The sequence below is a fragment of the Nesterenkonia sandarakina genome, from assembly GCF_003003175.1.
GTDB classification, from domain to species: domain Bacteria; phylum Actinomycetota; class Actinomycetes; order Actinomycetales; family Micrococcaceae; genus Nesterenkonia; species Nesterenkonia sandarakina_A.
The window spans coordinates 63,298-88,607 of record NZ_PVTY01000008.1 but is presented as its reverse complement, the minus strand read 5'-3'; the positions used below and the strand labels follow the sequence as shown (position 1 = coordinate 88,607).

The window sequence follows — 25,310 nt, the reverse complement described above, 5'->3', positions numbered from 1 at the left end:
TATCAGGAGGCACTATGCCGATCTTCGAGTACGAGACCCACCTGCCCTTTTCCCGTGAAGACGTCTTCGACTGGTACGCCCGCCCCGGGGCGCTGGTGCGGCTGCACCCGCCCTTCGCCGGCCGGGTGATCGAGGAGCCCAGCAACGGTCTGCAGGACGGGTCGGAATCGGTGCTCGGGATCAACATGCCCAGCTTCTTCGGCACAACGCTGTCCTCGCTCGCCGACATGGCCGGATCGGCCAGCTCGCTGCCGGTGCGCGGCTACACCAAGTGGCGCTCGCGGCACACGAACTTCCAGCCGGGCCACGGCTTCTCCGACGAGATGATCTCCGGACCCGCGAAGTCCTGGCGGCATGACCGCAGCTTCGAGGACGACGGCGCCGGGATGGTCCTGCGCGAAAAGGTCACCTACGAGCTGCCCCTGGTGGACAAGCTCCCCGCCGCCGCGCAGAAGCTGATCGCCAAGCAGTTCGAGGCCGAGCTGAACCGGATCTTCGCCTTCCGCGGCCGGCAGAGCAGCGACGACCTCGCCTTCCACCAGTCCCACGGCCGGCTGGCCTCCCAGCTGAACCAGGACCCCCACCACGTGCCCGAGGCCGCTCCGATCAAGGTCGTCGCGGTCAGCGGCGCCACCGGGCTGATCGGACGCCAGGTCTGCGCGCTGCTCGGCGGCGCCGGGATCGAGGTCCGCCGGATGGTCCGCGGCAGCGGGGACTCCGCCAGCGCAAAAGCCGGAGACATCACCTGGGACCCAGAGGCCGGAACGCTGGACGCCGAATCACTGCGCGACGTCGACGCGGTGATCCACCTGGCCGGACACCCGCTGGCCGCCCGGTTCACCGAGGAGCACAAGAAGAAGGTGCTGGACTCCCGAGTGGAGGGCACCTCGCTGATCGCCACTACGCTGGCCCACCTGGAGGAGTCCGACAAGCGCGGTCGGGTGCTGATCAGCAGCTCCGCCATCGGCTACTACGGCGCGACGCCGGAGGACCGGTCGCTGCGCAGCGCGATCCTCACCGAGGACTCACCGGCAGGCACCGACTACCTCGCCGAGGTCTGCAAGCAGTGGGAGGAGAGCACCAAGCCGGCGAAGCAGGCCGGCGTCCGGGTCGGGATCGTCCGCACCGGAATCGTGCAGACCCCCGCAGGCGGCGCGTTGTCCCAGCTGCTCCCGCTCTACACCGTCGGCGCCGGCGGACCTCTCGGAGACAAGGAGTGGCAGAGCTGGATCAGCATCGACGACATCGCCTCGCTCTTCGTGCACCTGGCGCTGAACCCGCACGCCGAAGGCCCGGTCAACGGTGTGGGACCCGAGCCCGTCACCGCCAAGCAGTACTCGAAGACCCTGGCTGCGGTCATGCGTCGGCCCTCGGCGATCCCGGTGCCGGCCTTCGGCCCGAAGCTGGTGCTCGGAGAGCAGGGGGCCAAGGAGATCGTCGGCGCGGATCAGCAGGTCACCTCGGTGAAGGCCCAGTCCCTGGGCTACGCGTTCCGCCACCACACCCTGCAGGAAGCCCTCGAACACGTGCTCGGCAGCTGAAGGAGACCCATTCGATGACAGAAGACACCACGACGGAGCAGACCAGGATCCGGATGTTCGGCGCCCAATGGTGCGGAGACTGCCGGCGCACCAAGGCCCAGCTCGACGCGATGGAGCTGGACTACGACTACATCGACCTGGAGCAGGACGTCGCCGCCGCGAAGGTCGCCGAGGAGATCTCCGGGCGCCAGCGGATCCCGGTTCTCGTCTACCCGGACGGCTCACATCAGGTGGAGCCCTCCAACGCCGATGTCGCCGCCAAGCTCCGGGAGCTTGAGCTCGTGGACTGACGCGGCGTCGTCGACCCCTGGACTGGACCTCTAGTTCATCAGCGCGATGTAGAAGTTCAGCGTGGACGCGTACAGGGTCCACGCCAGGTAGGGGAGCAGCAGCGCCGCGCCCAGCCGGGAGATCGGCCAGAACCGCCAGACGGTCAGGGTGATCGCGACGATGAGCACCACGATCAGCACCATCGCCGCCCATAGCGCCGCGGTGCCGAAGAGCGGGTAGCCGCCGAAGAACAGCGGGGACCAGATGCTGTTGAGCACCAGCTGACCCACGAAGAGTGCCAGGGCGGGGGTGGCGTTGACGCTGTGCCGACGGCGCCACACCAGCCACGCGCCGATGCCCATGAGCAGATAGAGCACGGTCCAGACCGGGCCGAAGACCGCATCCGGTGGGGTCCAGGCAGCCTTGTCCGCGTCGGCATACCAGCCGTCGGTCTGATCAGCGGTGAGCATGCTGCCCAGGAATCCCACCGCCTGCGGGATCCCGACGAAGAGGATCAGCGCGATGAGCTGCTTGAGCGTGGAGTCCGGAGTGCCATGAGGTTCCTGCATGGTGGTGTGCGTGCGCTGTGTCATCTCAATGGTCCTTCCGTACCCAAGTGGTGCACCCGACCCTACACTTGGGTCCATGACCTCCACAGCCTCTGAGCAACGCCAAGCCCTGGTCACTGCCCTGCGCAGTGTCTCCGCCGACGCCCCGACGCTCTGTGAAGGCTGGGCGGCGAAGGATCTCGCGCTGCACATCGTGATCCGCGACTCCCGCCCTGACCTGATGGTCGGCCCGTCGTTGCCGCTGGTGGGGGACCATGCGCGCAAGACCCTGGATAAGCTGCGCGACACCGGGTACGAGTCGCTGGTGAACCGGGCAGAGGCCGGGCCGCCGGTGTACTTCCCGCAGAATTTCCCTCCGCTGAACGACGCGATGAACACCGCCGAGTTCTATATCCACACCGAGGACGTGCTGCGCGCGCAGCCGGACTTCGACCCCAAGCACCCGCGCACCATTTCCGAGAAGCTGCGCCGGCGCCTCTGGCGACAGGGCGCGATGATGTTCCCGATGGCCGCACGCAAGGCGAAGCGACGGATCACCTTCATCAGCCCCGGCTACGGCGCGACGACTTCCGGCCCGTCCTCCGCCCCGCTGCGGGAGATCCAGGGCGCCCCCGAGGAGCTGCTGCTCTGGGCCTTCGGCCGCGAGGAGAAGGCCCAGGTCAGCATCAGCGACGCCTGACCTGCAGCAGTCACGACACATGACTCAGGCCTGGCCCCCGGTATCGGGTCCAGGCCTGAGTCATCGCTGCTGAGGGCCGCACTGCGCAGGAGCCGCACTGCGCAGGGGCCGCGTGAGGCGGCGCTCCGGCTAGAACGGGTAGGGCGCGATCTCGGACCGCACGGTGAGCCACTGGGTCTCGGTGAAGGACTCGATGTTCGCCGTCGGTCCGCCGACCCGTGAGCCGGTGCCGGAGTCGCCGACCCCGCCGAAGGGCGCGTTCGCCTCGTCGCCCACGGTCTGCTCGTTGATGTGGACCTTGCCGGAGTCGACCTGGTCCGCGATCTGCATGGCCAGCCCGACGTCGCCGAGCACGCCCACGGAGAGTCCGTATTCGCTGCTGTTGATGATCGCCACGGCTTCTTCGATGGTGGAGAACGAGATCACCGGGGCGACGGGTCCGAAGATCTCCTCGGTCCAGGCCGGGTTCTCGGTGGTGATCCCGGAGATCACGGTGGGGGAGTAGAAGAGGTCGGTGAACTCGCCGCCGGCCTCCACGGTGCCGCCCTTGGCGGTCGAGTCTTCCACGATCGAGTGGATCCGGTCGCGCTGCTTGGCGTCGATGATCGGACCGATGGCGATGCCGTCCTCCGCCGGGTTGCCCACCGGCAGGTTCTTCGCCTTCTGGCTGAGCTTTGCGATGTATTCGTCCTTCAGCGACTCGTGCACCAGGTGGCGGCCGGTGGTCATGCAGACCTGACCCTGGTGCAGGAAGGAGCCGAAGGCGCCAGCCGAGGCGGCCTTGTCGAGGTCCGCGCCGGGCAGGACCACCAGGGCGTTGTTGCCGCCGAGCTCCAGGTGGGCCCGCTTGAGCAGCTTGCCGGCGGTCTCACCGACCAGGCGTCCGGCCGCGGTGGAGCCGGTGAAGGAGATGATGCGCACCTCGGGGGCCTCGGTGAGTGCCTTGCCGACCTCGCCGCCGCCGGGCAGCAGGTGCAGCATGCCCGCGGGCAGGCCGGCCTCTTCGAAGATCCGGGCGATGGTCACGCCGCCGGAGACGGTGGTGCGCGGATCCGGCTTGAGCAGCACCGTGTTGCCCAGGGCGAGGGCCGGGGCCACCGAGCGGATGGAGAGGATCAGCGGGAAGTTGAACGGGGAGATCACCGACACGACGCCGGCCGGGCGGCGCCGCGAGAAGGACCAGCGCGGCTGATCGGTGGTGAGCACCTCACCGGCGGGGGCGGTGGAGAGTGCGGCGGCCTCGAAGCATTCGGCGGCGGCGACATGGGTCTCCAGGGCTGCCTTCGTCGGGACGCCTCCGGTCTCGCAGACGATCCAGGTCTCGATCTCCTTGGCGTGCTCCTCGAAGAGGGTGCCGGCGCGGCGCAGCACCGCGGCACGCTCCGAGGGCTTCATTGCGGCCCACTGCTTCTGTGCGGCGGCCGCGGCGGTGGCGGAGCGGTGCACGTCCTCGACGGAGGCGCCGCCGGCGGTGCCGAGGCTGTCTCCGGTGGCGGGCTCGGTGATCGCGATGGGCTCGCCGCCGCCGGCCTGCCACTGGCCGGTGAAGATGTTGCTGTCCCAGCGGGCGTCGTCAAGGAGGCTGGTCTTGTTCAGGGTGGAGGTGGTGGACATGAAGGGTGACCTCTCAGGAGGGGAAGACTGCACGTCAGTCTTGACTATCTCCATAGTGATACGCGACACAGATCTATTCAAGTGCCAGGTCTGAATATGTCAGCTCCGACGACGTGCATGTGCCCGGGCCTTCATGCGGTTGCCGCAGGTCGGTCCGCCGGTGCGCCACATCGTTGTCCTCGCCGCTGGTCTGTGATGGACTCGAGTCAGACAGGGCCCACCACATGAATGGAAGCTGATATGACCCGCATCGTCGTGCTGGCCACCGGAGGAACCATCTCCTCCCGGACGAGCGGGCAAGGCGGGTCACGCGCCAAAGACACCGCCGCGGACCTGATCAGCGCCCTGCGCGACCACGGACTAGACGACTTCAGCACGAGTGACTCGCCAGAAGGCATCGAGTTGGAGTCCGAGGACATTGCGGTGCAGAACTCCTTCAACTTCAGCTTCGAGGATCTCTCCCGGATCACGCACGCGGTCGCGCGGATCCTGAGCCGGGAAAACGTGGACGGCGTCGTCGTCACCCATGGCACCGACACGATGGAGGAGACCCTCGCGCTGCTCGGCTTCACCCACGACGATCCGCGTCCGGTGGTGCTCACCGGTGCCCAGCGCAGCCCCGATCATGCCGACAGCGACGGGCCGCGCAACCTGCATGACGCGCTCCGCACCGCCGCGGCCCCGGCCTCCCGGGACCAGGGGGTGCTGCTGGTCTTCGGGGGTGAGATCCATAGCGCGCTGGGTCTGCGCAAGCGCCACACCCTCGCGGCTCAGCCCTTCGGCCACCGCAGCGCCGGCGCGCTGGGCGCCGTCCTTGGCTCCGGACCCCGCTACTTCGCCCAGGCGCTGACCCCTGACCCGCTCCCGCCGCCCAACGCCGAGTTCGAGCAGCAGCGCGTAGACATGGTCCTGGGCTACCCCGGGGCCGACGCGGCCCTGATGCACGCCGCACTCGAGGCTGGGGCCTCCGGCGTCGTCGTGCTGGGTGCGGGCGCCGGCAACCCGGGTGTCGCGCTGACTGACGCCATCGCCCAGGCCACCGCCCAGGGCGTCTTAGTCGGGCTGGGCACGCGCACCGGTGCTGGACCGGTCGCGGTGATCTACGGCGGCGGGGGAGCGGTGGACGCCGTCGCCGCCGGGGCGGTCCCGCTGGGAGACCTGCCCGCCACCCAGGCCCGGATCCTGATGGCGCTGCTGCTGAGCACCCATACCCCCAGTCACGCCAGAGACCAGCTGCAGGTGCGAATGCGCCAGCAGACCTAGCGCCGGACGCGCATCGCACCACCGCACCGAACCCCGAACCGCACGACACGGAAGAGGTACAGACCATGGCCAAAGAGATCTACGTAGCACTGGGCATCGACGTCGACGCGGTCGGCGGCTGGCTCGGCTCCTACGGCGGCGAGGACTCCCCGGGTGACATCTCCCGCGGCATGTTTGCCGGCGAGGTCGGAGTGCCCCGGTTGAACAACCTGCTGGCCAAGTATGACCTGCCATCGACCTGGTTCTGGCCTGGTCACTCCATCGAGACCTTCCCGGAGCAGTTCGACCAGGTGGTCGCCGCCGGGCATGAGATCGGGGTGCACGGCTACAGCCACGAGAACCCGATCGCGATGACTCGGGAGCAGGAGAGCGAGATCCTGACCTACTGCATCGACCTGATCGAGAAGCGCGCCGGCCGCCGCCCCACCGGCTACGTCGCACCCTGGTGGGAGTTCTCCACGGTCACCAACGAGCTGCTGCTGGAACAGGGCATCAAGTACGACCACTCGCTGATGCACCTGGACTTCGAGCCCTACTACGTGCGCGTCGGGGACAGCTGGGAGCAGTCGAAGATCGACTACGACAAGCCGGCGAGCTCTTGGATGAAGCCGCTGGTCCGCGGCGAGGAGACCGACCTGGTCGAGATCCCAGCTTCCTGGTACCTCGACGATCTGCCGCCGATGATGTTCATCAAGTCCAGCCCCAACAGCCACGGCTTCGTGAACCCGCGCCAGCTCGAAGAGATGTGGCGCGACCAGTTCGACTGGGTCTACCGGGAGAGCGACTACGCGGTCTTCACCATCACCATCCACCCCGACGTCTCCGGACGCCCGCAGGTGCTGCTGATGCTGGAGCGGCTGATCGAACACATCAACTCCCACGAGGGGGTGAAGTGGGCGCAGTTCAACGACATCGCCGATGACTTCCTCCGTCGTTCGCCGCGCAAGGGCGCCTGACATACTGGCCCTCACACGTCCTGCCACCGCTGCACCTGCCACAAGGAGACACCGTGTCCAAGAAGGATCAGACCCCCGACCGGCTCGATGTCACGCTGGCCGGTGTCCGCGGACACAAGGGTGCGAAGAAGACCCCGTTCGACGGCGACCCCCGGTCGCTCTGGCGGGTGAACCAGTACCCGTCCCCGTTCACCCTCGAGGACGCCCCCACCCGGAAGAAGGTGGCGTTCAAGGGCAAGAAGGACGACGGCGAGGACGCGCTCGCCGAACGCGCCGAGATGCTCGCGGACCTGCAGGAGCTGATGTGGGCCCACGTGGTCTCCGCCTCCGAGGTCGACCAGCGTGAGGTGGCCAAGGCCATCGCTGCGCGGGTGCCGCGCCGGACTCCGCAGGAGAAGGCCCGCCGCGAGGAGCTGTTCTCACCTGCGGTGGAGGAGGCCCTGGGCAAGCTGGCCCGCGGTCCGCGGGTGCTGCTGGTGCTCCAAGGCATGGACGCCGCCGGCAAGGGCGGAGTGGTCAAGCAGGTGGTGACCTCCATGGACCCGATGGGTGTGGAGGTGGTCGGATTCGGCAAGCCCACCGCCGAGGAGAACCGGGAGCACTATCTGGAGCGGGTCATCCGCAAGCTCCCGCGGCCCGGCCATGTGGGGGTCTTCGACCGCTCCCACTACGAGGACGTCCTGGTGCCCACCATCACCGGCAGTGAGAGCGCCGAGGAGCTGGAGCGCCGGACCGAGGCGATCGTGCTCTTCGAGCGCGAACTGGTCCGGCTGGGCTTCGTCGTCATCAAGGTCATGCTCCATGTGTCCCAGGAGGAGCAGCTGGACCGGCTGGTCTCCCGGTTGGACCGCGAGGAGAAGCACTGGAAGTACGACCCCTCCGACGCCGACGCCCGGGCCGAGTTCTCCCGGTTCCAGGAGATCTATGCTCACCTTCTGGAAGCCACCGACGCCGACCACGCGCCCTGGCATGTCATCGGCGCAGACCGGAAGTGGTACTCCCGGCTCGCGGTCCAGGAGCTGCTGATTGCGGCGTTCTCGGATCTGAAGCTGCGCTGGCCTGCCGCGGACTATGACGTGGAGAAGGAACGCAAGCGGCTGCTGAAGTCCTGACCTGCGCCGTCCGCCACTCCGGTCAGAGCGCGTCCGCGATGACCGCGATCAGCGGAGGCGCTGCTTGTCCGAGGGCGCCGCTGATTCCGGCGCCCTTCGGTCTGCCCATCGCCCTCCGATCGGCGATGAACAGCACGACCCCGCAGAGGACCATGAACCAGCAGGTGTAGATCACCAGCGCGCGGCCGACGGACTCATCCCAAGCGGCCCATAGGGCGACGCCCAGGATCGTGCCCACGGCGAGGAACAGGTTGTAGAAGCCGACGCCGAAGGCCCACAGCCTGACCGCCGGGACGTTCGCGGTGGCGGTGAGAAAGATCCCCTGATGCACGGCCTTCCGCTCAAAGAGCAGCGCCTCGCAGACGAACACGGTGATGTGGATCAGCGCGGCGATCAGGGCGAAGGTCCAGACGATGCCGGTCATGGCTGGCCCTCCATGCTTACCGGGTGCCGACCCAGGACTGCCTGCAGTTCAGCGGCTGCGTCCTCCAGTGCTCGGCCCGGAGGGAGTGTGGCCGCGAGATCGGTGTGGAACCGGCCCATCGCCCCGGTCAGACTGATGACCAGCACCGTGACCGACGGGGTGAGCACCGTGAAGGTGTGTGGAGCGTCGGCGGGGATCGCGAGGGAACTCCCCGGACCCATGTCGTAGCCCGCATCGCCGACCTGGACGATCATCCGGCCTTGCAGCGCATAGTAGGTCTTGTCCCAGCCGGTGCGGTGCAGCGGAGTCGCGGGGCCCCGAGGTGCGGTCACCTCGAAGACCTCGTACTGATCATGAGTGGTCTCGGCGCTGACCTTGACGGTCAGCACCGCGTCCGGGGCGGCGATCTCTACGCCGTCTCCGGCCGGTGTGTACTGGACTGTGGTCTCCATACCTCCAACGGTAGAAGTGGCTGAATCCCACCGTCGATCCCAGAATTGTGGGGATGTGCGCGCGGTGTGGCAGGTGCCATACTTTTTGTGTGTGGGAGGAACGCGCATCCCGACTGCGCCGGGAGATCACCCAACTGGCTGCCGCTGGACTCGGTGTCAGCGAACTCCACTCCGCGGCGATCAAGCTGGTGGAACGAACCATCAGCACCGAGATGACCTGCTGGGCGAGCATCGACCCGGAGACCCAGGTGATCAGTTCGATGGTCAGCGGCGCGAATCGGATCCCTGCCGAGTACGAGCCGCGACTGGCAGAGGCCGAGTACTCCCTGGAGGAACCGCATACCTTCGCCGCCCTCGCCCGCCGGGGCGACACCCTCGCCAGACTCTCCGATCTCCCTGGCGAGGATCGGTGGCGCAGCACCAGGCTTCATGACATCTGGGAGCCCCTCGGGATCGACGAGGAGCTGCGGGTCATGTTCCGAGCCGGCGGCGTGTGCTGGGGCGGAGCCGGGATGGTCCGATCAGGCGTTGACTTCACGGCGCGGGAGCTGGAGTTTCTGGCGGCCATCGAGCCAGCCATCGGGTCCGCCACCCGGCTCGCGATGCGTTCGGAGGCGCAGGGCGGGACCGGACCGGGTCGGCCAGCCCTGGTGCTCATCGGCGCGGACGGCCAGCTGGTGGGAGTAACCCCCGACGCGCGGGAATGGCAGGAACGGCTGGACGCGATCGCCCCGGGTCGCTTCCAGGTGATGATGCAGATCATGGCTTCGGGCTCACACTCGGCGGAGACCGGATACTTCAGGGCCCGACTGCGGGACGCCGACGGCCGGTGGGCAGTGCTGCAGGCCAGCACGCTGATCGGCGGTGAGGAGGATCAGGTGGCGGTGTCCATCGAACCGGTCACCGGCGACCAGCTGATCGGGCTGCTGCTGCTCGCCTATGACCTCAGCGCCCGGGAACGCGAGATCTGCCGTGAGGTGATCGGCGGCCACTCCACAGCGGAGATCTCCCATCACCTGTTCATCTCGGCCCACACGGTGCAGGATCATCTCAAATCGGTCTTCGCCAAGGTGGGCGTGCGCAGCCGCGGCGAACTCGTCGCTCGGCTGCGACCGGAGAACTCCGACGCCCACATGGACGAGGTCGGGCGGTTCGCTCGACTCTGACGATCCTGCGGACGCTCAGGCCGAGGGTGGACCTGTCCCCGCCTGGGCGGGTCCCTCGACGTTTCCGGTGCCCTGGGTCAGGTCGAAGGTGCCCTGAACCGGATCGTAGGTCTGCAGATAGGGGATCGAGATCAGCCCGCCGATCACGGCCATGAAGAGCTGGATCCACCAGTACTCGCTGCGCGAGGCGTACCCCTTGAAGTGCGCGTACTTGCCGAAGAAGCGCCTGATCGCCTGACCAAGCGAGGCGCCGTAGAGCGGCTCGTTCAGCCGAGGATCCGAGGCTGTTCTGGTCTGTGAGAGACCGCTGTCGTAGGTGCTCACCGCTGCTCACCTCACTGTCAACGCAGTTACCGGGATACCTTCCACGGTACGACTCGAGGTCGGGATCCTGAAGACTCCAGAAGCCTCCATCATGGGAGCCGCAGCGCCGTGATCACGTCTCCACTCTCTCGAGCCCGCCGCCAGGATTCGAGGTCCTCGAAGAGGAGTCGGGAGGGTCCGGGAAAGAACGATCCCCGAACAGCACCTTCCGGGCCGCGGCCCTCCCGAAGGGCGTCCGCAGCACCTCAAAACCGGCGCTGGCCAACAGCGGATGCTTCACCTGGGCCAGGGCGTGGCGCATCATCAGCCGTCCGGTGAACTTCCGGCGCAGCGCGCCGCCGTCGTAGTCGCGCAGTGCTTCTCTCTTGCCGGTTCGCAGCGCTTCGTCCAGCGCGGCGGCCGCATAGTCGGAGAGCCGCAGACAGGGATCCAGGCCACCGGCGGTCAGCGGTGACACCGCACCGGCGGCGTCACCGACGAGCAGACCGTCGGGTGAGCTGATCCGGCGCAGCAGTCCGCCCACCGGGATGGGGCCGCCGCGGCGCTCCACCTCGGCGGGGGAGCGGTCGGCCTCGGTCAATCCTGGAGCGCGCGTCGCGAACTCGTCCAGGGTGCTGCGCACTCCGCCGGTGAAGCGCCGGGAGTACCCGGCGGTCCCCACATGGGCGTGGGTTCCGTCGTTGATCACCCACCCGATGTATCCGGGCGCCAGCCGGGGATCCAGCACGCAGTGGAAGGCGGGGGAGTCCACCGGCGCGGAGACGGTGAAGACACTCTCCGCGCCGACCAGCAGGTGGGTGTTGCGGTCCAGTCTCAGATCCCGGGCGACCCGCGACCGCGCTCCGTCTGCCCCGACCACGAAGCAGGCATGCACCGCGGTGGGTCCGTCAGGTCCGGTCACGTCGTATCGGCCATCCGAGCCACCCAGGTAGCGGGTGCCCAGCATCAGTTCAGCCCCGGCGCGGACTGCGGCCCGGGCCCCTGCGGCGTAGAGCGGACCCATCTCGCCGACGCGGTACTCATCGCGCTCGCTGACCAGCTCCACCGGATCCCGCAGGCTCGGCGGGTACAGCACCACCCGGCGGATCGCTGGACCCAGGAGGTGCTCGGGCAGGTTGTAGTCGTCCAGGGTGCGCCGGACGAAGATGCCGGTGGTCCTGATGGAGGTGGTCAGGTCCCGGCGCCGGTCGATGACCACCACCGAGTGCCCGCGCTCCGCCAGCAGGGTCGCGACGCGCAGCCCCGCGAGTCCGGCTCCGACGACGAGCACATCCGTCTGCAACACCCGGCCGCTCATTCCTCCACCCACTCGATGAGGTCGCCGGGCTGGCACTGCAGGACCTCGCACATGGCCTCCAGCGTGCTGAACCGGATCGCCTTGGCGCGTCCGTTCTTCAACACGGCCACATTCGCCGGGGTGATCCCGACCCGCTCGGCGAACTCCCCGACGCTCATCTTCCGCTTGGCCAGCTCCACATCGATCCGCACGATGATCGGCATCAGATCACGGCTTCCATGTCGGTGCGCAGCGTGGTCGCCTGCTTCAGCAGTGCCCGCATCACCACGACCACCAGGCCGACGACGGCGCCCACCGCCACCATCAACGCGAGCACGAGCGGGATCCCAGGATCGGTGGCGTTGATCCCGATGTAGAGGAAGACTCCGACCAGGACGAGCCAGGCGGCGCCGATCGCACCCAGTACGAGGTTGACCCAGCGCATCGAGGTGGAGCTGAAGATGCGGTCCTTTTGGACCAGGGTGAGCAGCTGCCAGATGCAGATGATGACCACCTGGACGCACAGCACCCAGAAGATGGTGATGATCGTTGCGGGCCAGCGCAGGAACGCCACGTCGGGAGATTCCTGCGCCATATAGGCGAACTGCCCTGGGAGAGACATCGTCTGGAAGAGCAGCAGGAGCCCGAAGAGCAGGACCAGCGATGCCTTGAGGGCGGCAACAACCCAACGTTGACCTGTCATGTGTTGATCATCGGCGATTATCTATCGATAGTCAATTGATTCGCGCGACTGGTTGGCGTTTCCCATCTCCCGCCTCGTCGGTGGTCGTCGCGGAGGAGGAGTGGCTGCCGACGTTTCGTTCGACGTCTATAGCGCATCTCTCAAGCTTTCTGTCGAAGCAATAATCATTTCAAAGGCCTCATTCGATCTGGTAAGGGGTCCGGCGGGTAGCGTGAGCGTATGTCCTCGAAAAACACTCAAGCCGCGCTGCGGGACTTCATGAGCCAGCGCGAATGGGGTCAGTTCCACAGTCCTGAGAATCTGATCAAGAGCATCTCCATTGAGTCCGGCGAATTGCTCGAGTGCGTCCAGTGGAATGAAGAGGCGGATCCGGCGAGGATCCGCGCCGAGCTCGCGGATGTGCTCACGTATTCGTATCTCTTGGCTGCTCGGATGGGTTGGGATCCGGAGGAACTCATCCTCGAGAAGTTGCGAGTGACCGAAGCGAAGTATCCGGTGGACAAAGCGAAAGGCACGAGCGCCAAGTATGACCAGCTATGACATCGAAGGGTTCATCTTCGACAAAGACGCTGTCTCAACTCAGGCGCGGACCGACGAGCGTTATTCCAATTGGCCCGCCGTCTACACGCTGCGCAATGACCAGTCCATCTACGTCGGAGAGTCTCGTAACGTCGCCTCCCGAATCCGCCAGCACCTCGCGTCGGGAACGAAGAACGACTTACAGCACGTACAGATCATCCTCGACCGGACGTTCAACAAGTCCGCCGCGTTGGATCTGGAGGCGTACCTGATCGAGCGTCTTGGTGGTGACGGCCGCTACTCGGTGCTCAACCGAAACAAGGGCATCGTCGACAGCGACTACTTCGACAGAAACGAGTACAGAAAGACGTTCGAGAGGATCTTCGGATCCCTGTATGACCGGGGTCTCTTTACACGCTCGCTCCCGGAGATCGAGAACGCTGATCTCTTCAAGCTGTCCCCGTTCAAGGCACTCACTCCCGAGCAGGCGATGGCTGTCGAGGACATTCTCCGCGACTTGTTGCACCGTTCCCCTGACAGCGGCAACGAGGTTCCCATAGTCGTCCAAGGGGACCCAGGCACCGGCAAGACTGTTGTCGCCATCTACCTGATGAAGCTGCTCGCAGACATCGCGACCGCCGAAGACACGGAACTCGACACCTCGCTTGACGACACCGATGCGCGCTTCACCGAGTTCTTCACGGCCGCCAACAGAGACCGTCTCAGTCCACTCGCGATCGGCTTCGTCGTTCCACAACAGTCCCTGCGTGCCTCCGTCGCCGAGGTCTTCAAGCGCACGCCGTACCTCGAGCGATCCATGGTGCTCGATCCATTCGCGGTAGGCGAGTCTGAGCAGCACTTTGATGTTCTGGTCGTTGACGAAGCGCACCGGCTGAACCAGCGCGCCAATCAGCCATCAGCCAGCCAGAACTCGCGCTTCACCGAGATCAACCGAAAGCTGTTCGGCGACGACGAGAGCCACTACACGCAGCTGGACTGGATCAAGCAGAAGAGTGAGCATCAGATCCTGTTCCTGGACGGCGCACAGAGCGTGAGGCCGGCAGATATCCCCCGTTCTACTTGGGAGTCGGTGTTGGAGACGGCGAGAACCGTCGACAGGCACCATGAACTGCACTCACAGATGCGAGTCCAGGCTGGGCGCGGCTATATCGACTACGTTCGCGCCGTGCTGCGCTCTGAGGCTCCGGCCCGCCAAGCGTTCGCTGACTACGAGATCCTCCTGTTTGAGGACTTCAAATCGATGCACGATCGGATTCGTGAACGGGACGCCGAGCACGGACTCGCTCGTCTGGTCGCCGGGTACGCGTGGGAGTGGAAGAGCAAGAAGGACAAGAGTCTTCCTGACATCGTGCTCGATGGCCACGGACTGCAGTGGAATCGGACTACCAAGGACTGGATCAACTCAAGGACATCACTCGATGAAGTGGGATCGATCCACACGGTTCAGGGGTACGACCTGAACTATGCGGGAGTCATCATCGGCCCAGACCTGAGCTTCGATCCCGAGCAACAGCGGATCGTCTTCAGTCGCGCGCACTATTTCGACAAGAAGGGAAAAGAGAACAACCCCCGCCTTGGGCTCGAGTTCAAAGACGAGGATCTACTTGAGTACGTCGTCAACATCTACGGTGTCTTGCTCACCCGAGGAATCAAGGGGACGTATGTGTACGTCTGTGACCCCGACCTTCGCAAACACCTTGCCCCGTACTTCACTCAGAGTGGGCGAGAATACTCGAGGTCAGATCTTGACGAAGCCCCACGCAGAGCCATTGACTCATCCACGCCCCTGGCTTCAGGCCTAGAAGCTCAGCCTCGGCGAGCAGCCCGGGAATGAGAAGGGGTGGGGAACCGAAGTTCCCCGCCCCTCATCGACACGTGGCTGTTTACAGCTCCACGCGGCCCTGGTCACCCATGTTCGGGGTCTCGGAGGACAGCGAAGCCTTCGCCATCTTCACGAGTGCGGCGGCCTTGCCGGGTCCCTCCCAGTACTGGGCGGTCTCTGGGGTGACCTCGATCAATACGGCGTTGGGATCCTCAGGACCACCCTCGAAGTAGGCCTTGGGACCGAGATCCCACAGCTCCTTCTTGCGTTCGAGGTCAGCGATCACCTGGGCGGAGCCTGCGATGGAGACCCAGGTGTGAGAGTCCACAAAGCCGAGGTTGACCTCGCCTTCACCGATGATGTCCTCGATCTTGTCCGAGTTCAGTGGGGTGAAGAACCAGAACTTGTGCTGGTCGTCGATCTCGGTGACACCCATCGGGCGGGAGACGATCCGGTGGTCCTGGTCCACGGTGGTGAACATGCAGGTGCCGATGCTGTTCAGCTTCTTGACGAGTTCGTTCGCAGTCATGTCAGTCATATTGTTCTCCTGTGTTGGGTATGAGCGTCTTGTTCGCAGTCTACGGAGCAGAGGTGCTGAGTACAGCGCGTCCGCGCTGGGCCGATTTCAGGGTCCGTTCTTTACCCGCACGCCCCGCCAGGTGGGGTGACGCAGCCGGTTGTCCCTGGTCACCCCGGAATGGCGAACCTCCGCGGACAGCTTGGGGGTGACCCAGGTGGCGTCCGGGGAGTCCTCCGCTGGGACGTCATCAACTGGGGCGGTCTTGCGGACCAGCTTCTCCAGCTGGGCGCGAAGATCGGTCAGTTCCACATCGCTGAAGCCGGTGCCGACCCGTCCGGCGTAGTGGAGCTCGCCGGCGTCGTCGGTCATGCCCAGCAGCAGCGAGCCGAAGGTCTTGGCGCGCCCGCCGTTACCCTGGCGCCAGCCGATGATCACGACATCCGCGTGGCTCTCGTGCTTGAGCTTCACCCAGTCCTCGGAGCGCCGCCCGGCGCGGTAGGGACTGTCGGCCCGCTTGGCAACGAGCCCCTCGATCTTGAGTTCCAAGCTGACCTCCATGGCTTCCTCGACGGAGTCACCCAGGTCACCTGGGACCTGCACGTGCTTGCCGCTGCCGGCCAGCTCCTCCAGGATTTCCCGGCGGCGTGCATATGGCTCGCGAGTGAGGTCGCCGTGTTCAGGGGTGTGCAGGACGTCGAAGAGCATCAAGTGCACCGGGATCTTCTTCGCGGTCTGCTCGATCTCCCGGGTCTTGGTCAGTTTGCCTCGTCCCTGCAGCAGACCGAAGTCTGGGCGGCTGCCGGAGTTCAAGGCGACGATCTCCCCGTCCACCACGGTGCCCGGCGGGACCAGGTCGGCGATCTCCGCGAGTTCCGGGAAGGTCTGAGTGAAGTCCTTGCCGTTGCGGCTGCGGATCTCCACCCGACTATCGGCGTGGACCCCCGCGATGGCGCGAAAGCCGTCCCATTTGCCCTCCAACACCCACCCTTTGCCGCGGATGTCGGTGGGCTTGCCGGGGGAGGCGAGCATGGGGGAGGGCAGCGGGTCAGGGAACTCAGACGTCTTGGATGATGCACCGCTCTTGTCAGAGCGTTTCGTGGACTTCGCCGGCGTCGATGTGGTCTTCGATGACTTCTGGGCCTTCGGCTGGTCCTTGGTCATCCGGATCAGCCAGTTCTTACCTGCCTCATCGGTCTGCACCAGTGCGTAGCGCCGCGGCACCCCGCCCAGTCCGCCGTCCGGTGCCCCGTGCAGGACGAAGACCACCTTGCCGGAACCCTCAGCCTGCTCCCACTTCTCGATCTCTACGGTGCCGGTATCCCAGATGGTCACCTCACCGCCGCCGTATTCGTCCTTCGGAATCGTGCCCTCGAACTCGGCGTATTCGATCGGGTGGTCCTCGGTCATGACCGCCAGCCGCTGCTGACCAGTCTCCAACGGGGGCCCCTTGGGCACGGCCCAGGAGACCAGCACCCCGTCGCGCTCCAGCCGGGTGTCATAGTGCAGCGCGGAGGCGTGGTGCTCTTGGACCACGAAGATCGGGTCCTCGGTCCGGGAGGCAGGGGAGCCGGAGGGAACCGGCTCGGGGGTCTTTGCGGCGTCGCGCATCGACCGGTAGGTGGAGAGCGCGTCCTTCATGTCCGGCAGGGCGTCCCCGGCGGCGTCGTCGGGGGTGAAGTCAGCCAAAGGATCTGTGCCCTCGGCGATGCGTGCCATCACCTGATGCATGTCCAGCTGCTCCAGCTTGGGATCCTCGAGCTCCTCCCAGGTCCGCGGGGCCGCGACATATGGGCCCTCGGCGGATCCGGGGCGGCCACGCAGCGAGTAGGGCGCGATGGTGGTCTTGTTGCGGTTGTTCTGCGACCAGTCGATCAGCACCTTGCCCTGGCGCAGCGACTTCTTCATATCGCTGACCACCTCATCCGGGTGATCGGCCTCCAGAGCCTTGGCCAGCTCATGGGCCACCTGGGAGACCTGCTCGGAGGTGTAGCTGCCGTTGAGCGCGGCATAGAGGTGGATGCCCTTGGACCCGGAGGTGACCGGGACCGAGGGCAGGTTCATCTCATCGAGGATCTCGCGGCACCAGCGGGCCACCTGTGCGCAGTCGGCAAGCTCTGCGCCGGGACCGGGGTCCAGGTCCAGGACCAACCGGTCCGGGTTCCGCGGTTCACCGTCTTTGCTGAACCGCCACTGCGGGACGTGGACCTCCAGGGCGCCGACCTGGCCGAACCAGGCCAGCACGGCTGGTTCATTCGCCAGCGGGTAGGTGTTGCTGTGATCAGAATGCTCCAGCTCCTGGCGCGGCACCCAGGCCGGCGCGGAGTCCTCGAGGTTCTTGCGGAAGAACGGCTCGTTCGGCTTGGCTTCGGTGCCGACGCCGTCGGGCCAGCGCTTCCGGGTGGCGGGGCGGTTCCTGGTGTGCGGGAGCATCGCGTCCGCGACGGTCTGGAAGTAGTGGACCACCTCACCCTTGGTGGTGCCCGAGGCGGGGAAGAGGACCTTGTCCAGGTTGGAGAGCCGGAGCTTGTGACCGCCCACGGTGACGGTCTGCTGCCGGTTGCTTGCCATGGGTCAACCCTGGTGGTGGAGGCTGGGCGTTGGCTGGGTGATGAGGGTTCGTGCCTTGCCATACGTCACGGTGGCGTGCCCCCACCCGCGAAGCGCCCACCACGGACTCTCATGGCGGTGAAGTGATTACTTGCGTTTGAAAAGTGCCAGTTCGATCTCGTCGGTTCTTACGGTCCGATTGACCTCAGGGCGCTCCGAAGCTTCGCTTGCCCAGCGGGCGAGTAGGTTGCAATACCGTTCATAGGTCTCGGGCCACCAGGCTGCGGTGGGACTTTCGGGCCAGGCGTCCCGCCGAAGATTGGTGGAAACCACCTTGTCGATAATGACGTGACGCGGTTCATTTGTGCTTCCCTCAGCGAAGTAGAGAAACTTGGTGGCGAACGCCGGACCAAGGCCCTTGATCTTCCCTGCACCTCCCTCAGTCATGAGCACTCTGTATGACGAAACTGGGGATTGACCTTCTCTGACGGAGCCCCAGGCCGCTGTGAGGAGACCCGGCGCGCTTTCCCGTTGGGTGGCGAGATCATCTAAGCGTCCAGTCATCCAGGAGCCAGTCAGCCCCAGTCCCCACGCCAGTGAGTAGTAGAGGAGCTGGAATGCATTGTCTGTTGAAATCTCTCGAGTCCCGAATTCGAACACTTCGCGGCGACTGAGAGTCGTGCGGTCCTCGCTTGAAAGTTTGCCCGCAATAGGAGGAAGACCCCTGGCGTCGATTTCGCGCCTCCACCTTGAACCGTCGACGGAGACAGAATGATTCATTACGCGCTCCGAACCGGACAGCGGGGCCAGGATGTCTTGGGGGAGGGGCGCATTTTCATTGAGCATTTCTTGACTCTAGCGTTGAGATAGCGAAATGGTCGGCACCCCTCGAAATTCGCGTGCACTTGTGTGCGGTGGGACCTCTCAGAAATTGGGGTTCGCCACGCCTGTCGGGCTGGTCGGTCCCCTTGCGGTCGAGCATTAGCCTGACGGGAGGACCCAGAAACTTCTCGATGCAGGATAAGTCGCGCGTCACCGCTTCGGAAGCACCACTAGTGGGTCATGGCATAGAGATTCAATGCCTGGGCGATCGGGGCCGAGCCCCAGGTTGGAGACTGAGATGGCTGAGGAGAGCGTTGAAGACAACGAGCCACGGTTCTGGGACTACATGTTGCCGGCACTTCGGGTGTTATCCGACGGGCGTAGCCGAACAAGCCAGGAGTTGCGTGAGGCTACATACGATTCGATGGGCCTCACGGATGAGCAGCGTGCATACACTCACGCGAAATCGGGCCAGCGTCGGGTGGATGTTCGAGCCAACTTTGCTATACATCACCTCCGCCGGGCCACGGCGATTGAAGGTGGTTACGGCGTCGCTCAGATCACTGAGTTGGGGCGTCAGCTACTCGCGGACCATCCTGATTCGTTGACCCGCGCTGACCTTGAGGAAATTCAGGCGTATCGCGAATACGTGCCCCAGCGTGAGACGCCGGCAGAGGCGGGCGCCGATGATGAAATCGGAGTCCAGTCTGCCCGGGAGATGACCGCATGGTTCGTCGGAGCTCGATTCGACGATCCAGGGTCAGCCACCCAGCGCGACCACTCTATGGATTTCATCGCGCAGGGCAGATGGGAGATACACCCAGACTCGTCGGCGAAGTTGAAGGCGCAGGTCATGGAAATGCGGGCTGGGGATCGCATCGCGATCAAGTCGGTCTACGTCCGCAGCCGACAGGCCGGCGTTCCGTTCAGGACTAATGGCCACCCGGTATCGGTAATGGCTATCAAAGCTGCGGGGACGATCATGAACAACCCCGGCACTGGGTTAGTCGTCGACGTGACGTGGGATCAGGACCTGACCGCCGAACCTCGCGAGTGGTTCCTCTACACATACCAAGGCACAATCTGGCGGGTCGTCCCGGACACCGACCGCGCTCGAAACCTAGTGGAATTCGCGTTTGAAGGCGCCGATCAAGACCTCGATACTCTGCGTAATCTGCCCTTCTGGCGGGACCGCTTCGGAGACGATGCCGCTCCGACGTCTGGGAATCCAGATCTCGAACACCTCGGCGACGATGAATCCACTGATGAGAGCAGCGGCGATTCGGCGGAACCCGTTTACACGGTTGAATCGATCATTGAGGACGGGTGCTTCCTGCGAGAGGACACTCTGGAAAATCTCTTGCGCACTCTCGCTCAGAAGAAGAACCTGATTCTCCAAGGACCGCCTGGAACCGGAAAGACTTGGTTGGCGAAGCGACTAGCCCGCGCCCTCGTCCAGCGCGACCATGCATCCCTGGTCACCGCAGTGCAGTTCCACCCGACCGTTTCCTACGAGGACTTCGTCCGAGGATGGCGTCCCTCTGGAGACGGACGGCTGGAGCTCGTGGACGGGACCCTGCTACAGATCGCTGAGCGAGCCGCGGCGACGCCCGATCAGGATCACGTCCTGGTCGTAGAGGAGATCAACCGTGGGAACCTAGCCCAGATCTTTGGCGAGATGCTGACTTTGTTGGAAGCGGACAAGCGAACAGCCGACCAAGCGATGCATCTGACTTACCGGCGGCCTCACGAAGCTCCGTTTCACCTTCCCGACAATCTGTACCTCATCGGCACGATGAACCTCGCTGACCGGTCACTAGCGATGGTCGATTTTGCCCTACGGCGGCGCTTCGGGTTTGCCGACCTTCAACCTGAGTTCAACCTGTCGTGGGCGACCTGGGTCACCGAGCGAGTGACTGGCGCCAGCCAAAAGGACGTGGAGCGAGTCGGGACAGCCGTGGAGGAGCTGAACAAGATCATCACCAAGGCCCCTGGGCTCGGTGAGCAGTATCGAATCGGGCACAGCTTCTTCACGCCGGCGAAGACGGCGCGCAACGTCCATTTCGTCAATTGGGCGACGACCGTCATCGGTCAAGAGATCAGACCATTGCTCCACGAGTATTGGTTCGATCAGCCAGAGCGCGTCGAGAACTACATCGCGGGCCTCATGGACGCGTTGCCGGTATCGGACTGACATCGTGAACGTTATCCAGACAGAGGCCGGACTTGATCCGGGGCGACTGCTTTTCAGCGGCAAGACGCACATACCGGTCCGAAACCTATGGCTACTGATGTTCTACGCCTCAGAACTCTTCGCCGAGGATGCCAGTGTCCGCGAGGCTGGGATGGAAGAGTCACCGGACGATCTCATTGATCTGATCTCTGAGGTGTTGGTGACCGCAGCTGAGCGCCGGCTTCACCGGCCGCTTTCCCGGCGTTATGTGGCACAGCAAGAGGACCTTTCCCGTGTCCGCGGGCGCATCGATCACCTCCAGACCTACGAGCGGAACCTGCAGACTCGCGGCAGGGTCGCGTGTTCGTTCGACGAGCTGTCAGTAGACCATCTGCTCAATCAAGTGATTACATCCGGACTGATCATCGCTGAGCGTGCGAGCCGGAACGCAGGGCTGCGGGAACGAGCCGCGACAGCCCGCAGGACATTTCACTGGTCGGGTGTCTCCCGCCAGTTCGTGTCTGCGGCAAAGGCGGAGTCTCTAACCCTGGGGCGCAATGACGAGGCGGAGCGACGGTGCGCGAGCGCCGCACGGCTGTTACTCCAGATGGGACTTCTCACCGAGGATATCGGGACGGACCGAGCGGTGACACCACGCCTGGACATTGACCGATGGCGCTTGATCTACGAGGCCGCGGTCCGTGGCTTCTTCCACGCGGTCTTGCAAGAACCATGGCGAGTGCGCCTGGCTCAGGAACAACATCGATGGCCGCTTCAAGACCCAAGTGCCGGTATGGCTAGGTTCATGCCCACCATGGAGACCGATGTGGTGCTGCGGCGCCCGGGCGAGCGCATTGTCATCGAGACTAAGTTCACGTCACCGATCTCGGTCCATTCGCAGTTCGGTGGCCAGACCTTCAAACGCGATCATCTGTTCCAGCTCCAGACCTACCTCACCACCATGGCGCGGGTACCGGGGGAGAGACTGACTGGTGTCTTGCTTTACCCGCAGGTGGAAGATGCTGTGGACATGACCGCCAAGGTGGGGGCGCACACCCTGCGGGTCAAGACGATCGATCTCACCGGGACCAGCGCTACGATTCGAGATGAGCTGCTGAGCGTCGTGGCCGGGGCGTGACATGACTGTGGCGGGCGCTTCCGTCGAGAAGCGCCCGCCACAGTGATGTCCCGAAAGGGGAGTGCCTTATGCCCGGCGGGTGACTGCCAGTTCGATCTCATCGGCGCGGACCGTGCGGTCCACCGAGGAGTCCTGGGAGGCCTCATCGGCCCATTCGGTCATCAGGGTGCAGTACTTGTCGTAGACCTCGGGGACCCAGACGTCGGTAGTGGCGTCGGGCCAGGCATCGCGGGCGAGGTTCACGGCGATGTCGCGGTCCAGGCTGATCAGCTTCGGCGCGGCGGCCGCGCCCTGGGCGAAGTAGAGGAACTTCGTGGAGAAGGCAGGTCCGAACCACGGGATCCGGCCGGCGCCGTCCTCGGTGGTCAGGATGCTGAAGGCGTCCTTCGCGAATTCTTCGCTGCGGGCTGCGTTCCATGCAGAGAGGAGCAGCTCCGAGGCCTCGTCGCGGTGGGAGGCGAAGTTGTCCAGGCGGTGGTGCAGACGCGGGACCTTGGGTCCGAGGCCCCAGGACAGCGAGTAGTAGAACAGCTGGAAGGCGTTGTCGGCGGTGCGCTCGCGGTCACCGATCTCGAACACGTCGCGGCGGGTCAGCGAGACCTTGTCGAGGCTGCGGAGCATGCCGGTGAGCTCGGGGAGGTTGCGCTTGGCGAGTTCGGCGCGCCAGCGGGCGGCGTCGACAGCGACACCGTGCTTCATCACCGCGTTGGAGCCGGGCAGTGAGTGCAGGATGTCCTGGGGCAGTCGTGCGTCTTCATTGATCATGGTCCAACCCTAATGCGCTCAGCCTGTTGTGGGCCCCACCTGCCGGACGCTGAGCCGGTTCAGAGGATTCTCGGGTGGGTTTCAGCGCTGTTTTACCACCGTCAGCAGGACGACGGCGTCTTCCACCGCGTCCAGCGAATGCAGTCCGTCCGGAATGGTCAACAGATCTCCGGGTGACCCGTTCCACGACGCCTCCCCGGACTTCAGCGTCACCCGTCCCTCCAGCACCTGCAGCGTGGCCTCTCCGGGGTTCTCGTGCTCGGAGAGCTCCTCACCGGCGCGCAGCGCGATGAGTGTCTGCCGAAGCTGGTGCTCATGGCCGCCGAAGACCGTCTTCGCGCTCCTGCCGCTGGAGGCCTCGCGGTCCTGCTCCAGTTCATGCCGTGCCAGTGCGATCAATGACGTCTTCTCCATGGTGATCGTCCGATCTCTTCGAGGTCACCGCGATCCTGATCTCGCGGCCGTTCCCCTGCGGTGTGTGGTTTGCCACACTGTATCTATGAAGCGCTTTGAAGCCTCGCTGACCCCGGACCTGGCCCGGGCAGCACGCGCCCTCACCCAGGTGTCGGTCGAAGAGATCGCGGAGGCCGCCTCGCTTGAGCCGCAGCTGGTGCGGAACTTCGAGCATCGCGGGTTCGCCCTGTCTCCCGACGCGAACAAGCGACTGCGCCGGGCGCTGGAAGAGTTCGGCGTCGTGTTCTTCGACGAGGACGATCAGGGCGGCTACGGCGTCCGGCGCAAATACAACGCCTCCAGGACCCGCCAGCTGACCCGCTGGGAGGACGAGGGCGGTCGCGCCTACGAGGACGACATCTGAGGCATGCTGGACCCGGAGGGTCGTGAACCCTCATGATCTCCAGCCTCAAGGATCGGAGCCGCGATGTTCACCGGCCTCAGCGCGTTCCCGCACACCCCGTTGCGTGACGACGCCTTCGACGAGGCGGCGTATGCCGGTCTCATCGAGCGCCTGGCAGCAGCGGGAGTCGACTCGATCACGGCGCTGGGATCCACCGGGTCCTATATGTACCTCGACCGCGAGGAACGCCGCCGCGCCGCGAAGACCACGGTGCAGCATGCTGGCGCTGTCCCGGTGATGGTCGGCATCGGGGCGCTGCGCACCGCCCAGGTGCACCGGCTCGCCGAGGACGCGCAGAACGCCGGTGCCAGCGCCGTGCTTCTGGCCCCGGTCACCTACCAGGGGCTCACCCAGGACGAGGTCTTCGGGCTCTTCGAGGACGTCACCGCCGAGCTGTCGGTGCCCCTGGTGGTCTATGACAATCCCCGCACCACCCACGTGCAATTCACCGATGAGCTCTACGCCCAGATCTCGGCCCTGCCCCGCGTGGCGTCGATCAAGATCCCCGGCGTCCCGGCCGAGCCCGACATCGCCGCCGAGCGCGTGAAAACCATCCGCACCCACATCCCCGACACCGTGACCGTCGGCGTTTCCGGCGACGACGCCGCAGCCCGCGGCCTCGTTGCCGGCTGCGACGCCTGGTACTCCGTCATCGGCGGCACGCTGCCGGGGCCCGCGCTGAAGATCACCCGGGCTGCGCTGTCCGGTGACCACGCGGGGGCGCTCGCCGAATCCGCGCGATTGGAGCCGCTCTGGGCGCTGTTCGCCGAGCACGGCAGCTACCGGGTCAGCGCGGCGATCATCGAACACCTGGGCCTGGCCGCTACCGACTGCCTGCCCCGACCGGTCCAAGGCCTCGTCAGGTCCGCACGGGCACGCCTCGTGCAGGTCCTTGAGGAGCTGGAGCTCACAGGGTGAGGGGCTCCTGTCTTCATGCCCGCATCGACTGGTCAGTTTCCGTGGGCCGTGCCCCCGACTTCCTCTGCAATTTGGGGTGCGATGTCGGCCGAATCCGCAATCCCCTCTGAGGAGTTGAGCGACAAGGCTGCACCATCAATGACGACGCAGATGCCACCAAGTGAGTTGCTGGCCTCTACCCATGCTGCCTGGGTCTCTTCGGTGGCAAAAACCTGAATCCCAGAACTTGATCCATTGACCGTCATGTCATAGGAGGCCGAGGACAGCCCCCCGGCTTCGACCCGTTCGGGTTCGCTGTATTCGATATCTAGGGCATCCAGCGCCTCGAGGAAGAGCTCGACGTATTGCTCGTTCTCCGAAGGTTCCTGTTCCGTGGGTTCAGGAGCCTCGGTAGATTCAATTGGCTCCGTGGGTTCGGGTGCTTCCGTGGATTCGGCCGACCCAGGCGACTGAGATTCCGTGCTGACCTCCGGAGTCTCAGTTTCGGTCTCGTTCTCACCCGGATCAGTGGAGCAGGCGGAGAGGCTTAGGGTGATGGCGGCGACGGCCAGAACGTACGGTTTCACGGTTGACTCATTCTCGTAGGGCAAGCTCTAAGGGGTTCAGGAGGGAGCGGGCGCGCACCGGCGACGACGCGACATCTCGAGGATGCCACGAGACGAAATGGGTGATCAGAATACCCGCTCAATGACTGATCTTGACGCTACCACGATGGATTGCCAGGCCATCTGAGTAGCATTGACACGGTGGCTTGAGGGGTTAGAAGAGACGGCAGACCAACATGAAGGTGCGCCCAGCTGAACAAGCGCTCGGACCCGTAAGCCTGGCCAGTCTTCTTGACGTCACGGGCCCGGCGGTGT

Annotated in this window: 27 protein-coding genes; 13 read left to right on the top strand and 14 right to left on the bottom strand. The window is 65.1% G+C overall.

Going from position 1 to position 25,310, the window contains the following annotated elements:
- The first annotated feature begins 14 nt into the window (after positions 1-14).
- Together BCL67_RS08045 and BCL67_RS08040 are read left to right on the top strand one after the other, a co-directional pair.
- A complete protein-coding gene (locus BCL67_RS08045) occupies positions 15-1,541 on the top strand; it encodes a TIGR01777 family oxidoreductase (protein WP_106122927.1) in 1,527 nt (508 codons plus the stop codon).
- A gap of 14 nt (positions 1,542-1,555) precedes the next feature.
- A complete protein-coding gene (locus tag BCL67_RS08040) occupies positions 1,556-1,831 on the top strand; it encodes a glutaredoxin domain-containing protein (protein ID WP_106122926.1) in 276 nt (91 codons plus the stop codon).
- A gap of 30 nt (positions 1,832-1,861) precedes the next feature.
- On the opposite strand, the gene BCL67_RS08035 is transcribed toward BCL67_RS08040, so the two are convergent.
- The gene (locus BCL67_RS08035) at positions 1,862-2,404 is read right to left on the bottom strand and encodes a TspO/MBR family protein (RefSeq protein ID WP_181255939.1); all 543 of its coding nucleotides are present in this window, start codon (positions 2,402-2,404) and stop codon (positions 1,862-1,864) included.
- Between the two features lie 52 nt (positions 2,405-2,456).
- On the opposite strand from BCL67_RS08035, the gene BCL67_RS08030 reads away from it, so the two are divergent.
- Positions 2,457-3,059 carry a TIGR03085 family metal-binding protein gene (locus BCL67_RS08030; RefSeq protein ID WP_181255938.1) on the top strand — a complete coding sequence of 201 codons (603 nt, stop codon included), beginning with the start codon at positions 2,457-2,459 and terminating at the stop codon, positions 3,057-3,059.
- 129 nt (positions 3,060-3,188) lie between these two features.
- On the opposite strand, the gene BCL67_RS08025 is transcribed toward BCL67_RS08030, so the two are convergent.
- On the bottom strand, positions 3,189-4,673 hold the full coding sequence (locus BCL67_RS08025; protein ID WP_106122924.1) for a benzaldehyde dehydrogenase: 1,485 nt from the start codon (positions 4,671-4,673) through the stop codon (positions 3,189-3,191).
- Positions 4,674-4,913: 240 nt separating this feature from the next.
- Here BCL67_RS08025 and BCL67_RS08020 point away from each other — a divergent pair, with 240 nt between their 5' ends.
- From BCL67_RS08020 to BCL67_RS08010, 3 genes are all read left to right on the top strand, one after another.
- Positions 4,914-5,936 carry an asparaginase gene (locus BCL67_RS08020; RefSeq protein ID WP_106122923.1) on the top strand — a complete coding sequence of 341 codons (1,023 nt, stop codon included), beginning with the start codon at positions 4,914-4,916 and terminating at the stop codon, positions 5,934-5,936.
- Between the two features lie 65 nt (positions 5,937-6,001).
- Positions 6,002-6,892 carry a polysaccharide deacetylase family protein gene (locus BCL67_RS08015; protein ID WP_106122922.1) on the top strand — a complete coding sequence of 297 codons (891 nt, stop codon included), beginning with the start codon at positions 6,002-6,004 and terminating at the stop codon, positions 6,890-6,892.
- 53 nt (positions 6,893-6,945) lie between these two features.
- On the top strand, positions 6,946-8,004 hold the full coding sequence (locus BCL67_RS08010) for a PPK2 family polyphosphate kinase (protein WP_106122921.1): 1,059 nt from the start codon (positions 6,946-6,948) through the stop codon (positions 8,002-8,004).
- 22 nt (positions 8,005-8,026) lie between these two features.
- Here the strand turns inward: BCL67_RS08010 and BCL67_RS08005 are convergent, their stop codons facing one another.
- The gene (locus BCL67_RS08005) at positions 8,027-8,428 is read right to left on the bottom strand and encodes a DUF1304 domain-containing protein (RefSeq protein WP_106122920.1); all 402 of its coding nucleotides are present in this window, start codon (positions 8,426-8,428) and stop codon (positions 8,027-8,029) included.
- Complete coding sequence (locus BCL67_RS08000) at positions 8,425-8,880, bottom strand: cupin domain-containing protein (RefSeq protein ID WP_181255937.1); 456 nt, start codon at positions 8,878-8,880, stop codon at positions 8,425-8,427. Before BCL67_RS08000 ends, BCL67_RS08005 begins: the two co-directional genes overlap by 4 nt.
- Before the next feature lie 89 nt (positions 8,881-8,969).
- Between BCL67_RS08000 and BCL67_RS07995 the strand changes: the two genes are divergently transcribed.
- Positions 8,970-10,046 (top strand): helix-turn-helix transcriptional regulator, encoded by a 1,077-nt coding sequence (locus tag BCL67_RS07995; RefSeq protein WP_106122919.1) that lies wholly within the window; start codon positions 8,970-8,972, stop codon positions 10,044-10,046.
- A gap of 15 nt (positions 10,047-10,061) precedes the next feature.
- Here the strand turns inward: BCL67_RS07995 and BCL67_RS07990 are convergent, their stop codons facing one another.
- The 4 genes from BCL67_RS07990 to BCL67_RS07975 all read right to left on the bottom strand — a co-directional run bounded on the left by BCL67_RS07990 (position 10,062) and on the right by BCL67_RS07975 (position 12,349).
- Positions 10,062-10,370 carry a DUF805 domain-containing protein gene (locus BCL67_RS07990; protein ID WP_106122918.1) on the bottom strand — a complete coding sequence of 103 codons (309 nt, stop codon included), beginning with the start codon at positions 10,368-10,370 and terminating at the stop codon, positions 10,062-10,064.
- 112 nt (positions 10,371-10,482) lie between these two features.
- Entirely contained in the window at positions 10,483-11,655 is a 1,173-nt protein-coding gene (locus BCL67_RS07985; protein WP_258174888.1) for an NAD(P)/FAD-dependent oxidoreductase, read from the bottom strand.
- Positions 11,656-11,663: 8 nt separating this feature from the next.
- The gene (locus tag BCL67_RS07980) at positions 11,664-11,870 is read right to left on the bottom strand and encodes a helix-turn-helix domain-containing protein (protein WP_106122916.1); all 207 of its coding nucleotides are present in this window, start codon (positions 11,868-11,870) and stop codon (positions 11,664-11,666) included.
- The gene (locus BCL67_RS07975; protein ID WP_106122915.1) at positions 11,870-12,349 is read right to left on the bottom strand and encodes a DUF2975 domain-containing protein; all 480 of its coding nucleotides are present in this window, start codon (positions 12,347-12,349) and stop codon (positions 11,870-11,872) included. Before BCL67_RS07975 ends, BCL67_RS07980 begins: the two co-directional genes overlap by 1 nt.
- A 219-nt stretch (positions 12,350-12,568) precedes the next feature.
- Here BCL67_RS07975 and BCL67_RS07970 point away from each other — a divergent pair, with 219 nt between their 5' ends.
- Positions 12,569-12,889, top strand: a complete 321-nt coding sequence (locus tag BCL67_RS07970) for a nucleotide pyrophosphohydrolase (RefSeq protein ID WP_106122914.1) — start codon at positions 12,569-12,571, stop codon at positions 12,887-12,889.
- Positions 12,876-14,723, top strand: coding sequence for a DUF2075 domain-containing protein (locus BCL67_RS07965; protein ID WP_106122913.1), 1,848 nt, complete (start codon positions 12,876-12,878; stop codon positions 14,721-14,723). The genes BCL67_RS07970 and BCL67_RS07965 overlap by 14 nt, the downstream gene beginning before the upstream one ends.
- A gap of 49 nt (positions 14,724-14,772) precedes the next feature.
- On the opposite strand, the gene BCL67_RS07960 is transcribed toward BCL67_RS07965, so the two are convergent.
- The 3 genes from BCL67_RS07960 to BCL67_RS15215 form a co-directional block, all read right to left on the bottom strand.
- Entirely contained in the window at positions 14,773-15,249 is a 477-nt protein-coding gene (locus tag BCL67_RS07960) for a pyridoxamine 5'-phosphate oxidase family protein (RefSeq protein WP_106122912.1), read from the bottom strand.
- 87 nt (positions 15,250-15,336) lie between these two features.
- Positions 15,337-17,799 carry an ATP-dependent DNA ligase gene (locus BCL67_RS07955; RefSeq protein ID WP_106122911.1) on the bottom strand — a complete coding sequence of 821 codons (2,463 nt, stop codon included), beginning with the start codon at positions 17,797-17,799 and terminating at the stop codon, positions 15,337-15,339.
- A gap of 126 nt (positions 17,800-17,925) precedes the next feature.
- Positions 17,926-18,624 (bottom strand): 8-oxoguanine DNA glycosylase OGG fold protein, encoded by a 699-nt coding sequence (locus tag BCL67_RS15215; RefSeq protein ID WP_146131110.1) that lies wholly within the window; start codon positions 18,622-18,624, stop codon positions 17,926-17,928.
- Between the two features lie 274 nt (positions 18,625-18,898).
- Here BCL67_RS15215 and BCL67_RS07950 point away from each other — a divergent pair, with 274 nt between their 5' ends.
- A complete protein-coding gene (locus BCL67_RS07950; protein ID WP_181255936.1) occupies positions 18,899-20,794 on the top strand; it encodes an AAA family ATPase in 1,896 nt (631 codons plus the stop codon).
- Between the two features lie 4 nt (positions 20,795-20,798).
- Complete coding sequence (locus BCL67_RS07945) at positions 20,799-21,911, top strand: 5-methylcytosine restriction system specificity protein McrC (protein ID WP_106122909.1); 1,113 nt, start codon at positions 20,799-20,801, stop codon at positions 21,909-21,911.
- 66 nt (positions 21,912-21,977) lie between these two features.
- Here the strand turns inward: BCL67_RS07945 and BCL67_RS07940 are convergent, their stop codons facing one another.
- Positions 21,978-22,676 carry an 8-oxoguanine DNA glycosylase OGG fold protein gene (locus BCL67_RS07940; protein ID WP_106122908.1) on the bottom strand — a complete coding sequence of 233 codons (699 nt, stop codon included), beginning with the start codon at positions 22,674-22,676 and terminating at the stop codon, positions 21,978-21,980.
- 81 nt (positions 22,677-22,757) lie between these two features.
- Positions 22,758-23,075 carry a cupin domain-containing protein gene (locus BCL67_RS07935; RefSeq protein WP_445641285.1) on the bottom strand — a complete coding sequence of 106 codons (318 nt, stop codon included), beginning with the start codon at positions 23,073-23,075 and terminating at the stop codon, positions 22,758-22,760.
- 100 nt (positions 23,076-23,175) lie between these two features.
- Here BCL67_RS07935 and BCL67_RS07930 point away from each other — a divergent pair, with 100 nt between their 5' ends.
- Positions 23,176-23,493 carry a hypothetical protein gene (locus BCL67_RS07930; RefSeq protein WP_106122906.1) on the top strand — a complete coding sequence of 106 codons (318 nt, stop codon included), beginning with the start codon at positions 23,176-23,178 and terminating at the stop codon, positions 23,491-23,493.
- A 63-nt stretch (positions 23,494-23,556) separates the two neighbouring features.
- The gene (locus tag BCL67_RS07925; RefSeq protein WP_106122905.1) at positions 23,557-24,450 is read left to right on the top strand and encodes a dihydrodipicolinate synthase family protein; all 894 of its coding nucleotides are present in this window, start codon (positions 23,557-23,559) and stop codon (positions 24,448-24,450) included.
- 32 nt (positions 24,451-24,482) lie between these two features.
- On the opposite strand, the gene BCL67_RS07920 is transcribed toward BCL67_RS07925, so the two are convergent.
- Positions 24,483-25,016: a hypothetical protein gene (locus tag BCL67_RS07920; RefSeq protein ID WP_106122904.1), complete on the bottom strand. Its 534-nt coding sequence runs from the start codon at positions 25,014-25,016 to the stop codon at positions 24,483-24,485.
- Positions 25,017-25,310: the final 294 nt, after the last annotated feature.

Excerpts from the sequence above, each read along its gene's own strand:
- BCL67_RS08045 (WP_106122927.1), top strand. The coding sequence starts at position 15 with ATGCCGATCTTCGAGTACGAGACCCACCTGCCCTTTTCCCGTGAAGAC.
- BCL67_RS08040 (WP_106122926.1), top strand. The coding sequence starts at position 1,556 with ATGACAGAAGACACCACGACGGAGCAGACCAGGATCCGGATGTTCGGC.
- BCL67_RS08035 (WP_181255939.1), bottom strand. The coding sequence starts at position 2,404 with ATGACACAGCGCACGCACACCACCATGCAGGAACCTCATGGCACTCCG.
- BCL67_RS08030 (WP_181255938.1), top strand. The coding sequence starts at position 2,457 with ATGACCTCCACAGCCTCTGAGCAACGCCAAGCCCTGGTCACTGCCCTG.
- BCL67_RS08025 (WP_106122924.1), bottom strand. The coding sequence starts at position 4,673 with ATGTCCACCACCTCCACCCTGAACAAGACCAGCCTCCTTGACGACGCC.
- BCL67_RS08020 (WP_106122923.1), top strand. The coding sequence starts at position 4,914 with ATGACCCGCATCGTCGTGCTGGCCACCGGAGGAACCATCTCCTCCCGG.
- BCL67_RS08015 (WP_106122922.1), top strand. The coding sequence starts at position 6,002 with ATGGCCAAAGAGATCTACGTAGCACTGGGCATCGACGTCGACGCGGTC.
- BCL67_RS08005 (WP_106122920.1), bottom strand. The coding sequence starts at position 8,428 with ATGACCGGCATCGTCTGGACCTTCGCCCTGATCGCCGCGCTGATCCAC.
- BCL67_RS08000 (WP_181255937.1), bottom strand. The coding sequence starts at position 8,880 with ATGGAGACCACAGTCCAGTACACACCGGCCGGAGACGGCGTAGAGATC.
- BCL67_RS07980 (WP_106122916.1), bottom strand. The coding sequence starts at position 11,870 with ATGCCGATCATCGTGCGGATCGATGTGGAGCTGGCCAAGCGGAAGATG.
- BCL67_RS07975 (WP_106122915.1), bottom strand. The coding sequence starts at position 12,349 with ATGACAGGTCAACGTTGGGTTGTTGCCGCCCTCAAGGCATCGCTGGTC.
- BCL67_RS07970 (WP_106122914.1), top strand. The coding sequence starts at position 12,569 with ATGTCCTCGAAAAACACTCAAGCCGCGCTGCGGGACTTCATGAGCCAG.
- BCL67_RS07965 (WP_106122913.1), top strand. The coding sequence starts at position 12,876 with ATGACCAGCTATGACATCGAAGGGTTCATCTTCGACAAAGACGCTGTC.
- BCL67_RS07960 (WP_106122912.1), bottom strand. The coding sequence starts at position 15,249 with ATGACTGACATGACTGCGAACGAACTCGTCAAGAAGCTGAACAGCATC.
- BCL67_RS07955 (WP_106122911.1), bottom strand. The coding sequence starts at position 17,799 with ATGGCAAGCAACCGGCAGCAGACCGTCACCGTGGGCGGTCACAAGCTC.
- BCL67_RS15215 (WP_146131110.1), bottom strand. The coding sequence starts at position 18,624 with ATGCTCAATGAAAATGCGCCCCTCCCCCAAGACATCCTGGCCCCGCTG.
- BCL67_RS07950 (WP_181255936.1), top strand. The coding sequence starts at position 18,899 with ATGGCTGAGGAGAGCGTTGAAGACAACGAGCCACGGTTCTGGGACTAC.
- BCL67_RS07940 (WP_106122908.1), bottom strand. The coding sequence starts at position 22,676 with ATGATCAATGAAGACGCACGACTGCCCCAGGACATCCTGCACTCACTG.
- BCL67_RS07930 (WP_106122906.1), top strand. The coding sequence starts at position 23,176 with ATGAAGCGCTTTGAAGCCTCGCTGACCCCGGACCTGGCCCGGGCAGCA.
- BCL67_RS07925 (WP_106122905.1), top strand. The coding sequence starts at position 23,557 with ATGTTCACCGGCCTCAGCGCGTTCCCGCACACCCCGTTGCGTGACGAC.